At 59.4% G+C, this 12,593-nt stretch carries 13 protein-coding genes; 7 read left to right on the plus strand and 6 right to left on the minus strand.

Translation table 11 applies throughout. The features are described 5' to 3' along the window. The first annotated feature begins 36 nt into the window (after positions 1–36). Positions 37–1,218, plus strand: a complete 1,182-nt coding sequence (locus BCF11_RS21695; RefSeq protein WP_098496578.1) for an acyltransferase — start codon at positions 37–39, stop codon at positions 1,216–1,218. Here the strand turns inward: BCF11_RS21695 and BCF11_RS21700 are convergent. Further along, the gene (locus tag BCF11_RS21700) at positions 1,215–1,766 is read right to left on the minus strand and encodes a GNAT family N-acetyltransferase (RefSeq protein WP_098496579.1); all 552 of its coding nucleotides are present in this window, start codon (positions 1,764–1,766) and stop codon (positions 1,215–1,217) included. The genes BCF11_RS21695 and BCF11_RS21700 overlap by 4 nt on opposite strands. A gap of 13 nt (positions 1,767–1,779) precedes the next feature. Further along, on the minus strand, positions 1,780–2,346 hold the full coding sequence (locus tag BCF11_RS21705; RefSeq protein WP_098496580.1) for a helix-turn-helix domain-containing protein: 567 nt from the start codon (positions 2,344–2,346) through the stop codon (positions 1,780–1,782). 196 nt (positions 2,347–2,542) lie between these two features. Here BCF11_RS21705 and BCF11_RS21710 point away from each other — a divergent pair, with 196 nt between their 5' ends. From BCF11_RS21710 to BCF11_RS21725, 4 genes are all read left to right on the plus strand, one after another. Then, positions 2,543–3,790: an RNA polymerase sigma factor gene (locus BCF11_RS21710; protein ID WP_233212587.1), complete on the plus strand. Its 1,248-nt coding sequence runs from the start codon at positions 2,543–2,545 to the stop codon at positions 3,788–3,790. A 151-nt stretch (positions 3,791–3,941) separates the two neighbouring features. Then, positions 3,942–4,304, plus strand: a complete 363-nt coding sequence (locus BCF11_RS21715) for a YciI family protein (RefSeq protein ID WP_098496582.1) — start codon at positions 3,942–3,944, stop codon at positions 4,302–4,304. Positions 4,305–4,334: 30 nt separating this feature from the next. Continuing rightward, positions 4,335–4,778, plus strand: coding sequence for a VOC family protein (locus BCF11_RS21720; protein ID WP_098496583.1), 444 nt, complete (start codon positions 4,335–4,337; stop codon positions 4,776–4,778). A gap of 70 nt (positions 4,779–4,848) precedes the next feature. Further along, positions 4,849–5,322: a VOC family protein gene (locus tag BCF11_RS21725; protein ID WP_098496584.1), complete on the plus strand. Its 474-nt coding sequence runs from the start codon at positions 4,849–4,851 to the stop codon at positions 5,320–5,322. Positions 5,323–5,386: 64 nt separating this feature from the next. Here the strand turns inward: BCF11_RS21725 and BCF11_RS21730 are convergent, their stop codons facing one another. Next, the gene (locus tag BCF11_RS21730; RefSeq protein WP_098496585.1) at positions 5,387–7,261 is read right to left on the minus strand and encodes a C13 family peptidase; all 1,875 of its coding nucleotides are present in this window, start codon (positions 7,259–7,261) and stop codon (positions 5,387–5,389) included. Positions 7,262–7,581: 320 nt separating this feature from the next. Between BCF11_RS21730 and BCF11_RS21735 the strand changes: the two genes are divergently transcribed. Next, positions 7,582–8,274: a Crp/Fnr family transcriptional regulator gene (locus BCF11_RS21735; protein WP_098496586.1), complete on the plus strand. Its 693-nt coding sequence runs from the start codon at positions 7,582–7,584 to the stop codon at positions 8,272–8,274. A 115-nt stretch (positions 8,275–8,389) separates the two neighbouring features. On the opposite strand, the gene BCF11_RS21740 is transcribed toward BCF11_RS21735, so the two are convergent. After that, complete coding sequence (locus BCF11_RS21740; protein ID WP_098496587.1) at positions 8,390–8,608, minus strand: glycine zipper 2TM domain-containing protein; 219 nt, start codon at positions 8,606–8,608, stop codon at positions 8,390–8,392. Positions 8,609–8,860: 252 nt separating this feature from the next. On the opposite strand from BCF11_RS21740, the gene BCF11_RS21745 reads away from it, so the two are divergent. Beyond that, on the plus strand, positions 8,861–9,883 hold the full coding sequence (locus tag BCF11_RS21745; RefSeq protein WP_098496588.1) for a class I fructose-bisphosphate aldolase: 1,023 nt from the start codon (positions 8,861–8,863) through the stop codon (positions 9,881–9,883). A 72-nt stretch (positions 9,884–9,955) separates the two neighbouring features. Here the strand turns inward: BCF11_RS21745 and BCF11_RS21750 are convergent, their stop codons facing one another. Together BCF11_RS21750 and BCF11_RS21755 are read right to left on the minus strand one after the other, a co-directional pair. After that, on the minus strand, positions 9,956–11,176 hold the full coding sequence (locus BCF11_RS21750; protein WP_098496589.1) for a 6-phosphofructokinase: 1,221 nt from the start codon (positions 11,174–11,176) through the stop codon (positions 9,956–9,958). Positions 11,177–11,275: 99 nt separating this feature from the next. Further along, positions 11,276–12,298: a substrate-binding domain-containing protein gene (locus BCF11_RS21755; RefSeq protein ID WP_158229254.1), complete on the minus strand. Its 1,023-nt coding sequence runs from the start codon at positions 12,296–12,298 to the stop codon at positions 11,276–11,278. Positions 12,299–12,593: the final 295 nt, after the last annotated feature.

A 12,593-nucleotide genomic window follows, 5' to 3' on the forward strand; every position in this document is an offset into this window, starting at 1 on the left:
CTGACAACTTCGATCAATCCTCTACGCCAAACCGCAATGCAGCCAATCACGCGTGTCATACCAGGCAAGTCCCATCGAAACAACGGTCTGGACACGCTGCGCGCAGCGGCCATCATCCTGGTGTTCATGTATCACTACATGTGTTTCGTCAGCCAGGAAGCGACCTTCGGCTGGGGCAGCAGGATAGGGTGGGTCGGGGTCGACCTGTTCTTTGTGCTGAGCGGCTACCTGATCAGCAACCAGATCTTTGCCGGCGTCGCCCGAGGGCAGCAGCTGTCGCTCAAGAATTTCTACGCGCGCAGATTCCTGCGGACGCTGCCTAATTTCTATGTCGTGCTGGGTTTGTATTTTCTCTTTCCTGTGCTCATGGGTGGAAACACGCCGCCGCCGCTCTGGCGCTTCCTCACGTTTACGCAGAATCTCTGGCTGCAGCCGGGCACGGCGTTTTCGCATGCTTGGTCGTTGTGCATCGAGGAGCAGTTTTATCTTTTGCTGCCCGCGGTGGTGATCATTGCGGCGCGCTATGGCAAGTCGATCCGGCTGGCCTGGATTGCGCTGTTTGTGCTGGTGCTGGCCGGGATCGCGCTGCGCACCCTGTTATGGCTGCAATATGGGCGGCAAGCGGGCGGGGCGATCGGCGGCTACTATCCAAACGTCTACTACTCAAGCTTCTGCCGCTTTGATGAATTCCTGCCAGGGATTGCCGTGGCGCTTCTAAAGAATTTCCACCCGCGGGCCTGGCAAAAAATCCTGCGCCACGGACAAGCGCTGTTGCTTGCGGGCGTAGCGGCAACCGCGCTGTTGTTCTACCTGGCCGTCAACTATTACATGATCGACGGCTATGGCTACGGTTATTTCATGACTGGCTTCGGCTATTCGCTGCTGGCCGTCGCCTTCGCGCTGCTGGTGGCAGCGGCGCTTAGTCCGGCCAGCTATCTGCATCGCTGGCGGATTCCTGGCGCCGCGCAGCTGGCCGCCTGGTCGTATGCCATCTACCTGGTGCACAAGCCTCTGGGCATGATCGCGCACAAGATGCTGCTTGGCTCCGGCCTCAATGCCGTTGCCGAAGCAGGTTTGATCATTGCGTTGAGCGCCGCCGCCGGGTGGCTGCTTTACCTGTTGGTTGAAACGCCTTTCATGAAGCTGCGCGACGCCCGCTATCCGAGCAATTTCACACCGGACGTCGGGCCTTCTTTGACTGCCAAGGCGGCTGCCTAAGCCGATCTTTCCCGGCCGCCGGTCCCGATGTTTTTATAGAAGATGGTCGTTGCACACAGGCCGCCTTGCGGCAGCAGGGCATAGTCCGGAATCACGCCGGACACTTGCCAGCCTAGGCGTTTGTACAGCCGTTCCGCGCTGTCGCTGGCGGTATCCAGCACCAGCACGCTCTTGCCAGCGCCGGCGGCGGCTTGTTCCGCGGCGATCATCAGTTTTTCTCCCAGCCCTTGCTTGCGCGCCTTGCGATGCACCAGCAGCTTGGCGACATCGGCCCGGTGAGGCTGGTTTTCCGGCTGGCTTAGCACGACCTGTACGGTGCCGAGGACAGCGCCATGCTGGTCTTGCGCCGTCAGTAATATGCGCTCGCCGGCGGCGACGCTGGCGGCAAGGCTGCGCCAGAAATTTTCTGCGCGCGCTTGCGACAGGGGCTGCATGAAGCTGACGGATGCGCCGCCATCGACGCAATCGACCAGCAGCTCGCTCAGGCCGCCAAGCAGTGCCATATCTTCGAGTGCAGATACGCGATGGATTTGTATATTGGTTTGCATGCTTGCGTCCTTGTCATTGTGCGGGTTCGGTGCTGGTGACCACCGCGTAGCGCGCCGCCTTGCGGTGGGGGTTATGAAAAGCGGTAGGGCAGTCCAGCTGAAACGCCAGGCAGTCGCCGGATTCCAGCGCGTACCTGCTGACGCCGACGGTGATGTCGATGCCGCCTTCCAGCATCCAGATTTGCTGATGCACGCGGGCGTCGCGGGCGGCGGTTTCATAAGTCACCTGGGCGCCGGCAGGAAACTCGACTTCGACTATCCGTATCGGTGTTTGCGGATTGGGCGGCGAGATATTGCGGCGCAGGTATCCCGATTGCGGATCGCGCCACTCCGGCTGCTCGGCCCGGCGCATCAGCGGGGCGACGGCGGCCGGGGTTTCTTCGAACAGCGCCAGCAGCAGCACGCCGAGCCCGGCCGCCAGCTTTTCCAGGACGACGGCGGTAGCATTGCTCTGGCCGCGTTCAATCAGCGAAATCATCGAACGGCTGACGTCGCAGCGGGTCGCCAGCGCGTCCAGCGACAAGCCGCGTTGCTGGCGCAGGAAACTTACGCGGGCGGCGATGCGGGCATTGATGTCCATCTGGGTGAGTCTTTCGATATCTATGATATTAGAATTATTATCTAATATATTGGATTTACAAGTCAAGCTGCTTGCCGGACTCAATTGCCATGACGAAGCTGGACAATGTTCGATGTATGATTCAAGCGCAACAGGAACACTGCTTTGCAGGCAGGATGGTTGCCGCGGCCAGGGACAGCATTGCAGCAAAAATTAATTGACAGATACGATGCAGACAAGCGCTTCGATTGAAGGTATTTACCGTAGCGAATCGCGCCGCGTATTCGCTACGCTGGTGCGCCTGCTGGGCGACTTCGACCTGGCTGAAGAAGGCCTGCAAGAGGCCTTCAAGGCAGCGATCGAGCAGTGGCCGCGCGACGGCATTCCGGCACAGCCGGTGGCCTGGCTGGTCTCCGCCGGCCGCTTCAAGGCGATCGATACCATACGGCGGCGGGCCAGGTTTACCGCCTATGAAGATGTCGCCGAGATAGTCGATGAGATGGCTGACGAGGCGCCGGCGCCGGACCTAAGCGAGCATCTCGAAGATGACCGCCTGCGCCTGATTTTTACCTGCTGTCACCCCTCGCTGGCGCCCGATGCCCAGATCGCCCTGACCTTGCGCGAAGTCTGCGGGCTCAGCACCGAAGAGATCGCCCACGCTTTCCTCACTCCGGCGCCGACGCTGGCGCAGCGCATCGTGCGCGCCAAGGCGAAGATACGCGACGCCCGCATTCCTTACCAGGTTCCCGAGCGCGATGAATTGGCAGTGCGGCTGCACAGTGTGCTGCGCGTTATCTACCTGGTGTTCAACGAAGGTTATTCGGCGTCGTCGGGAGCGTCGCTTACCCGGCACGATCTGTCGCAGGAAGCGATCCGCCTGGCGCGCCTGCTGCTGGAGCTGCTGCCGGAACCCGATGTGGCGGGCCTGCTGGCCCTGATGCTGCTGCATGAGTCACGCCGCGGCGCGCGCAGCACCGCGGATGGCGACCTGGTGCCGCTGGATGAACAGGACCGGAGTTTATGGAATGCGCAGTATATTGTCGAAGGATCGGCTCTGGTGGGGCGCGCTTTTTCGTCGGGACGCATAGGCGCCTACACGCTGCAGGCGGCAATCTCCGCTGTGCATGCCCAGGCCGCCAGCACCGACGCCACCGACTGGCGGCAGATCGTCGGCCTGTACGACGCCTTGCTGCGGCTGGAGCCGACCCCGGTGATCGAGCTGAATCGCGCGGTAGCCGTGGCCATGCATCAGGGACCGCAAGCCGGGCTGGCCCTGGTGGAAGCGCTGATTGCCGGCGGCCAGTTGCAAAACTATCATCTGGCCTATGCGGCGCAAGCCGATTTCCATCGGCGCCTCGGGCATGTAGAGGAAGCGCGCGCCGCGTATGGCAAGGCGCTGGCGTTGACGCAGCAGGAGCCGGAGCAGCGCTTCCTGAGCCGGCGCCTGGCAGCTTTGCCGCAATAACAAACTCGGGAAGCAGTTTTGTTTGCAAGGTGTTAACACCAGGTTCGCCAACACAAAATTTTTTAGCCTGCTGTCGATTACGCCGTTTGCCGTTCGATTAGCTAGTGTAAGTCGGGCAACCGTTACTCAATACCCACTATCGGAGACCACCATGAATTACCTATGCCTCGTCTATCTTGCGCCTGACCAGCTGCACGCTTGTCCGGATAACGTGTGTTTTGCTTTTGGCCAGGAATTGCGCGAAAGCGGCCACTATGTCGCCGCCCAGGCGCTCAAGCCGGTCGAAAGCGCTACCACCGTGCGCATACGCAACGGCCAGATGTCGCTGACCGACGGCCCCTTTGCCGAAACCAAAGAGCAGCTGGCGGGCTTCTATCTGATCGACGCCAAGGACTTGAACGAAGCGATCCACTGGGCGTCGAAAATTCCGCCGGCGCGTTTTGGCAGCATCGAAGTGCGGCCGGTGCGAGAGCTTGAGCTCACCGGCCTGCCATCCATGTCCGCCACTGTCTGAAGATATATCGCTTACCTGAAAGGCAATATCATGCACAAGCAAATCTATGTCAACCTGCCGGTCAAAGACCTGCCCAGGTCCATGGCTTTCTTCAAGAGCCTTGGCTATACCTTCAATGCAAAATTCACCAATGAGCAGGCGGCCTGCATGGAGCTGGGCGAGAATCTGTATGTCATGCTGCTGGTGGAAAAATTTTTCGAGGGCTTTGCAAAAAAGCCGGTCAGCGATGCCACCAGGCAGACTGAAGTGCTGCTTTGCGTTTCTTGCGACAGCCGCCATCATGTGGACAAACTGGTGGCGCTTGCCATGGCGGCAGGCGCACAGCAGATGGAAGAACCGAAGGACTATGGCTTCATGTATAGCAACAGTTTCCACGATCTCGACGGCCACGCGTGGGAAATGATGTACATGGAGCCGGAAGCTGCTGGGCAAGCAGCGTCTGCAGGCAGCGAGAAGCAGGGCGCAACAGTGTAATCATCTTCATTTTCCCGGGAAGGCTTCGAGGGAATGCTTCAATCTTCCCGGGGCTCAGGAGCAAGCCAAAATGCAAAAAATCTCTCCGTTCTTATGGTTCGATGGTCGCGCCGAAGAGGCCATGAATTTTTATACCTCGGTGTTCAAGGACGCCAAGATTGGCGACGTCCAGCGCTATGGCGATGCGGGCCCGGGGCCGAAGGGCTCGGTCATGTCGGCCACGTTCCAGCTGCATGGCCAGGATTTCATCGCGCTCAACGGCGGCCCGCAATTCAGCTTCACGCCGGCCATCTCCTTCTTTGTGAACTGCGAAAGCCAGGAGGAAGTGGATGAGTTGTGGAACAAGTTCCTGGACGGCGGCGAGCCGCAGGGTTGCGGCTGGATCAGGGATAAATTCGGGCTGTGCTGGCAGATCATCCCGACCGTCCTGGGCCGGATGCTGCAGGACAAGGATCGGCAAAAATCCCAGCGGGTCATGCAGGCCATGTTGAAAATGACCAAGATCGACGTCGCGCTGCTGACCCAAGCTTACGAACAGCAGTAAGGCGCCGGCCGGTTCACCTGAAGAATGCCGTCCAAATCCTGACTGAACGGCATTGCCGGCAAGGTTATTTGGCTTGTGCTGCCTGGCCGGCGGGCGTGGTCGTCTGCTCCCGCCATTTTTTCAGGTAAGCGTCAATCGTTGCCGTGTGATACATCTGCGGTTCGGAATGCAGTATTTCGCCATCGTCGTCTTTGAGCTTGGTATCGTCTGTTTCCCAGGTGGTGACCAGCACCTTCGCCTTGTCGAAGGCTTCGCTGAACGAAGCGCTGGCCGGCAAGGACTTCTGGAAAAACGCTCTGCCGAAATAGGTGAAGTCATTGTCGTCGGCGCAGCCGAAGGAGGTGCGGTCGCGGCGCGCGGCGGCAATCACCATGGTGTGCGCATTCTTTAGCGGATCGATGAAGCCGCCGGCATAGCAGGCGGATACAACCACTACCTTCCAGCGTATCCCCGTTTCCTCCAGCAGTTTCGCCAATTCCTTGGCCTCCAGGTAGCGCAGGGTCATGCCGTTTTGCGCCAGCGACAACTCATGGCTTTGCGATCCGTGGCTGCTCAGGTAGAGAAAGAGGATGTCGTTTTCCTTATCCATTTTTCCGGCGATCGCATTCAGGCTCTCGCGGATGCTGGTCACCGTCGCCATCGGTTGCTCGGCCACGGTGTTGCGGCTGTTAACCAGCACCATCGATCGCCCCTGAGTGCCGAAATCGCGATCGAACTGTTTGCGGACAAATTCGGTTTCGCGGCGAAATACCTCTTGCGAGCCGTCGCCGGCAACTGCCAGCAGATAGAGATTGATTTTCCCCGGTGCATGCGGCGCAAGCGCCGCCAGGGTTTTGTCGAGCAATGCGCGCTGGCCGTACAGTGCGGTTTCGATATTGATTTTTGTTTGTCGTTCTGCGGCCTTGTCCACCAGCTTGCCGTAACGCCAGGCGCCGATATCCGTGCTGCGGCCGTCTTTCTGCGGCGACGCGTAGCTCAGGATGCCGCCGCCGTTAAACAGGTCGTACGCAAAGCTGCCCTTGTATTCGTCGCCGTCGGTGTTGCGGTAAATCCCCATGCCGTCGAATTTTCCATCCTTGAAATCACCTTGGTAGCGGCTGCCGTCCTTGCCGACGAAGCGCCCTGGCTGATTCAGCTCGCCGGCCTCAAATGCGCCTTCATAGGTATTGCCGGCGGCATCGGAAAAGCGGCCGGGGCCGTCGGGCAGCCATTTCTTGAAGGTGCCGACATGGCGCGAGCCGTTCTGTGCCTGGTAAATGCCGTGGCCGGTGAAATCGTTGTTGCTGAATTCACCTTCGTAATATTCGCCGGCCCGGACCTCGTATCGTCCTTGGCCCTGAAAGTGGCCGCTGGCGAAATTGCCCTTGTATTTGCGCCCGTTCTTGTACTTTATTTCGCCTTTTCCGGAAAACTTTCCTTGCTTGAATACACCGACATATTCCTGTTCCTTGTCGGTCCATTTTCCTGTTCCTTCATACAGACCCCTGACGAAAGAGCCTTCGTAAACGGAGCCGTCGTACTTGGTGGATTTTCCTTGTCCGTCGAATTCGCCGTCGAGGAAATGGCCGACGTAGACCGATCCCATGAAATCGACGGACCTGCCTTGGCCGGTCCTGCTGCCAGCCTTGTAATCGCCTTCGTACTGGAAGTCGGCGCCGGATTTGTATTTTCCTTTCCCGGAAAATAATCCTTGTTCAAAATTACCCTCGTAGGTATCGCCGTTGGCCCAGACTACTTTTCCTTTTCCCTGCAGTTTGCCATTGACCAGCGGCCCGTAATATTGGCCGCCATCCGGCGTCACCGCGTCCGCAGCGGGCGCGGCGGCGCCGGCCGCGCCAATCGCCAGTCCGCTAAAGACAGCAAATATGGCGGCATGGCGCATGAAGGCGAGCGTGCGGCCGCAAGCGCCTGGGACGAGTCCGGATTTGGTCCTGTGCATGTACTTTCCTGTTTCCTGGGTTTTGTAATTGGAATGAGTTGCAATTTGGAAATTTAACACGAGATGTTGCTATTTCATATAGGGAAATTTGATGTGCTCAGCGAATTGGCATGCGCTTGCCTGACTGATATCGCGGGTCTGCGGCAGGCTCGCCGAACTTCCGAGCATCGCGCCGGATTATTGCTATGTGCGCTGGCAGACAGTCTGCCTGCAGAGCTTCATGCACACTGACAGTGTTACCCGACATTGCATTCGCCAATAACGCAATTTCTATCTGCCGTCTTGTTTCAGATAGAGCGGCTATATACCGGAGAACTATTTTGGGCACCGTCGAGAACCATCTTGTCAAGCTGCTTCCGCGCAGGGAGCGCTCGCGTTTGTTTGCGGTCTGCGAGACCATCCGGCTGGAGCCCGGCGAAGTGCTGTGCGAACCCGGCAAGGCAATCACCCATGCCTATTTTCCGCTGGAGGCTTCGATCTCATTGCTGGCCCTGATTGACGGCAGCCAAGGGGTGGAAATCGCCATGGTGGGGCGCGAAGGGATGCTGGGCGTGCAATTGGTGCTTGGAGTGACGGCCGCGTCGGTGCATGCGCTGGTTCAAAGTCCCGGCGCTGCACTGCGCATCACCGCCGCCGCATTGCGCAACGAACTGGCGCACAGTCCGGTCTTACTGCGCAGCATGAATCACTATCTTTATGTGCGCATGGCGCAGATGGCGACATCGGCCGCCTGCCTGCGTTTTCATTTGATCGGACCGCGGCTGGCGCGCCGGCTATTGATGAGCCAGGACCGGATTCACGCCGACAGTTTCCATGTCACGCACGAGTTCCTGGCCGCCATGCTCGGCGTGCGGCGCGAAGGCATCACGACTGCTGCGAGCGCCTTGCAACGGAGCGGGCTGATTGCGTATCGGCGTGGAAATCTGACTGTGCTTGACCGGCAGGGGCTGGAAGCGGCTGCCTGCGGTTGTTACGCGGCAGAACGCGAGGCCTATGCCGCCTTATTGTGCTGATGGCCGAGGGGTAGAGGGCAGGTCGTTCGCAGGCGAGCGAAACGCGCTGACGCGCCCGCCTGCTGCTGGCGGGTGCATCGAATTTTTTCTATTTCCAACCTGTGCCGGAGGCAGCTTAGCGCTTGCCAGCCTGGTTGCCGATCACGCCGCCAACCGCTGCGCCGCCCACGGTGCCCAGGGCGCTGCCGTTGGTTAACACGGCGCCGCCGACCGCGCCTATGCCGGCGCCGATGGCTGTGTCCGCGCCGCGCCGGGACATGCCGTCGCAAGCGCTCAAGCCAAGCGCCATCATCAAGGTAATCGCACTGACTGCCAGTTTTTGAGTCGTTTTCATTGGAACACCTCTTTATGAAAAATTCCTGTTATAGGGGGAATGCCTGCACCCTGGCTTCCAAAGTAGTCTCAAAAGCCGGCCGCGTCAGTGCGGTAGCGCACCTAAGGCCGCTTTGTGTCGATTGCCTTATCTCCCCGGTAACACTGCCGTCGGCGCGGCAAATTTCCGGGCGGTTGCCACCGCCTTGCATTCGTGGCAGCATAAACAGCGTAACTTCACGCCGTTCGCAGTCATCACCGGGAGTATCAGGCTATGAATATCGACGAACTGAAATCGGTTGCACGCGCCATCGTGGCGGATCAAAAGGGCATTCTTGCGGCGGACGAAAGCGGACCGACGATCAAGAAACGTTTCGATGCAATCAAGCTGGAATGCAGCGAAGAAAACCGCCGCCGCTATCGCGAAATCCTGTTCACTACCGTGGGAGCAGAGCGCTATCTGGGCGGCGTCATCCTCTACGATGAAACCTTGCACCAGAGTAGTAAGGAAGGAATTCCCTTCGCCGAGCTGCTGAGCGGCCGCGGCATTATCCCCGGCATCAAGGTCGACGGCGGCGCCAAGCCGCTGGCGCTGCACGCCGGCGAAAAGATCACCGAAGGGCTGGACGGCTTGCGCGAACGCCTGCAGGAATATGGACAGCTGGGAGCGAAGTTTGCCAAATGGCGCGGGGTGATAGAGATCGACGCCGCCGCGCTGCCGAGCAGCTATGCGATCCGAGCCAACGCGCACGCCCTGGCGCGTTATGCCGCCTTGTGCCAGGAAGCTGGCATCGTCCCCATCGTCGAACCCGAAGTACTGATGGATGGCGCGCACAGCCTGGAACGCTGCGAAGCAGTCAGTGCGCAAGTGCTGGAAGCGGTGTTCGAAGAGCTGGCGGCACATGGCGTCGCGCTGGAAGGCATGCTGCTCAAGCCGAACATGATCATCGCCGGCATGAAATCGCCGCAGCAGGCCGATATTGGGCAGGTGGCCGCGGCCACCATACGTTGCCTGGCGCGTCATGTGCCGCCGGCCGTGCCGGGCATCGTCTTCCTGTCAGGCGGCCAGGGCGCGGAGGATGCCACCGCGCATCTGAGCGCCATGAACCAGCTCGGTCCGTTTCCCTGGCAGCTGAGTTTTTCCTATGGGCGGGCGTTGCAGGCGCCGGTGCTGGACAGCTGGAAAGGAGTAGAGCAGAACGTGACGGAAGCGCAAAAGATTTTCTTGCGGCGCTGCCAGCTGAACAGCCTGGCCTGTGCAGGCAATTACGACAGCAGCATGGAGAGCGGCGCTTAGCGGCTGTCATCCGCTGCCATGAAAAGGCCGGGCAAATTGGTTTGCCCGGCACGGATTCCTGCGGCAGCAGATTCAGCCTGCTTTATTGCGTATCTTGGCGACGGCTTCTGCGCGCAGGCGGAAGCCATCCGGCATGCCGGATCCCAGCAAGGGTCGCAGATACTGGTGGAAGGCGTCGCTGACGTCGGTGCCGCTGGCGGCGATCAGTTCATCTTCCATGACCCGGGTTTTGCCTGCCACCACATCCAGCGCTAGCAATTCGTAATTGACCGAATAGGCACCGCTGCGCTTGATGGCGACCGTGCCGTTGCTTGCCTTTTGCACGGCAAACTGCAGCGCCTTCTCGCCCACCTCGCGCGCTTCGCGCTGGTCGACATCCGAGACGCAGCCGGCAAAAGAACGCTGCAGATAGCCGAAGGTATCGCCGCGCACGCGCTTGATGTTCAGCTTAGCCTTGATCTCTTCACACAACAGATCCGCCAGCGCGCCGTTGCCGGACAGCTGCACATTGCCATGTGCATCGCGCTCGACGGTCTCGGTCAGCAGGCTGGCGATCGGCGTGCCGGATTCATCGTGTATGCCTTCCGAAACCGCGATTACGCAGCGGCCCAGGCGTTGATATACGCCCTTCACATCGGCCAGGAATTTTTCCAGCACGAAGCTGCGTTCCGGCAGATAGATCAAATGCGGTCCGTCGTCGGAAAATTTCCTGGCCAGCGCCGAAGCCGCCGTCAGGAAGCCGGCATGGCGCCCCATCACCACGCCGACATAGACGCCGGGCAGGGCGGCATTGTCCAGGTTGGCGCCGGCAAACGCCTGCGCGACGAAGCGTGCGGCCGATGGAAATCCCGGTGTGTGATCGTTGCCGACCAGGTCGTTGTCGATGGTCTTGGGGATGTGGATGCAGCGCAGCGGGAAGGCCAGCTTTTCCGCTTCCAGGCTGAGGATGCGCAGCGTATCGGAAGAGTCGTTGCCGCCGATATAAAAGAAGTGATTGATCTGGTGCGCCTGCAATACCTGGATGATTTCCTGGCAATACTTGAGGTCGGGTTTGTCGCGTGTAGATCCCAGCGCGGAGGAGGGGGTGCGCGCCACCAGTTCCAGATTGTGGCTGGTTTCCTGCGCCAGGTCGAGGAAGTCTTCATTGACGATGCCGCGCACGCCGTTGCGGGCGCCGTAGACCAACTCGACATCGCGTATGCCGCGTGCCGCCAGCACCACTCCTACCAGCGACTGATTGATCACCGCGGTGGGGCCGCCGCCTTGTGCAATAAGGATTCGTCTCGCTTGCATTTGCCTGCTCCTTGATCCATCGTTGTAAGGGCCATCGCCTGATTTTACCCCGATAGTCAGGCACTGCCAGCCCGATCCGTATTCCCGCGGCGAACAGCGTTATTTGCCCCAGATTTTTTTATACTCGGCGCGGTAGCCGTTGTTCGGCTCAAAAGTGTTCTTGTCGCCGCCGTGGAAAGCGATGTTCTGTTCCGTCACCAGATAGGCTGGCGTGGTGTAGGCGCTGGCCTTTTCACCTGAAAACGCGCGGTTCAGTTCGTCGATGATCTGCCATCCCTGCTGGCCGAAGGGCTCCGGCACGGTGGCGATCTGCAGGCTCTTGCTGCGGATCCGCTGATAGGCCGATTCAGAACCTTCGCCGGCCGACAGCGTCTGGATCTTGCCGTTGGATAGCAGGGTCATCGCGGCCGGCGTCGTCAGCAGGTCGAGATAGCTGTCGTTGACGCCGATGATGTGTGTCCATTTCTTGCCGAAACGCTGCTGCAATGCCGCCAGCAAGGCCGGCATCTTGTCGGGCGAGGTAGTGATAGGCAAGGCTTCGACGCTAAGCAGGCTGCAAGTGCGGCATTGCTTGATCACCGCCACCACTTCATTCGATTTTGCCTGCGAATACAGGCTGGCCGGATCGGTGAACACCACCACGCCGGCCTTGCCGTTGGAGTCGACCACGCCCAGCAGGCTGGCGATCAGCGCTTCTTCTTTCGGATCGGCAGTGACGTTGGAAAACAGGCCGTCGCTTGGGCCGACCCGGGTCGAGGCATGCCAGCCGACCACCGGGACATTCTGTGCATTGGCGGCGTTCATCTCCTTCGGCTGTTCGTTGGCGTCGATGCCGGCCAGCACGATGCCGTTGGGCTTCAGCGCCAGCGCGCGACTGAAGGCTTCGGCGTGCTTGCTGTCGACGCCCCAGCAATCGATCACGAAGACTTCCCAGCCGGCTACCGCGGCGGCCTCCTGCACTCCCTTGGAAACGCGCAGGACGCTATTGTTCTTGAGATTGGAAGCGATGACGACGATGAGTTTTTTTTGCGCTGCGATCTTGGGGCCGCTGGTAGGGCCGTCCCAGTTGTTCTTGAAAGCCATCGCCTTGGCGATTTTGGCGTTGGCCCGATTCAAGAACAAAGTCGGATCTTCCTGTGCAAATGCTGAACTGATAAGGCCGAAGACAAGTGCCACCGTTACAAAATTTAAATTTGTAAATTTCATTATTTTTTTATCCGGATTTTGACTGCGTATGGTCGGAGCGGATTTCCCGCTTGTCTTTTATTGCAAATGAATGCAAATTATTATTTGACAACAACTCCCTGCACTACAACTTCCACCATCTCCCTTAGCCAGTACCGATGCCGCTTTTCGTTAAATCTGTCTCCTGCTGAAATGCCCCCGGAATTGGCTCGCCTTAGCTTACGCAAAGGTT

The organism is Collimonas sp. PA-H2 (assembly GCF_002564105.1).
Lineage (GTDB): Bacteria > Pseudomonadota > Gammaproteobacteria > Burkholderiales > Burkholderiaceae_D > Collimonas.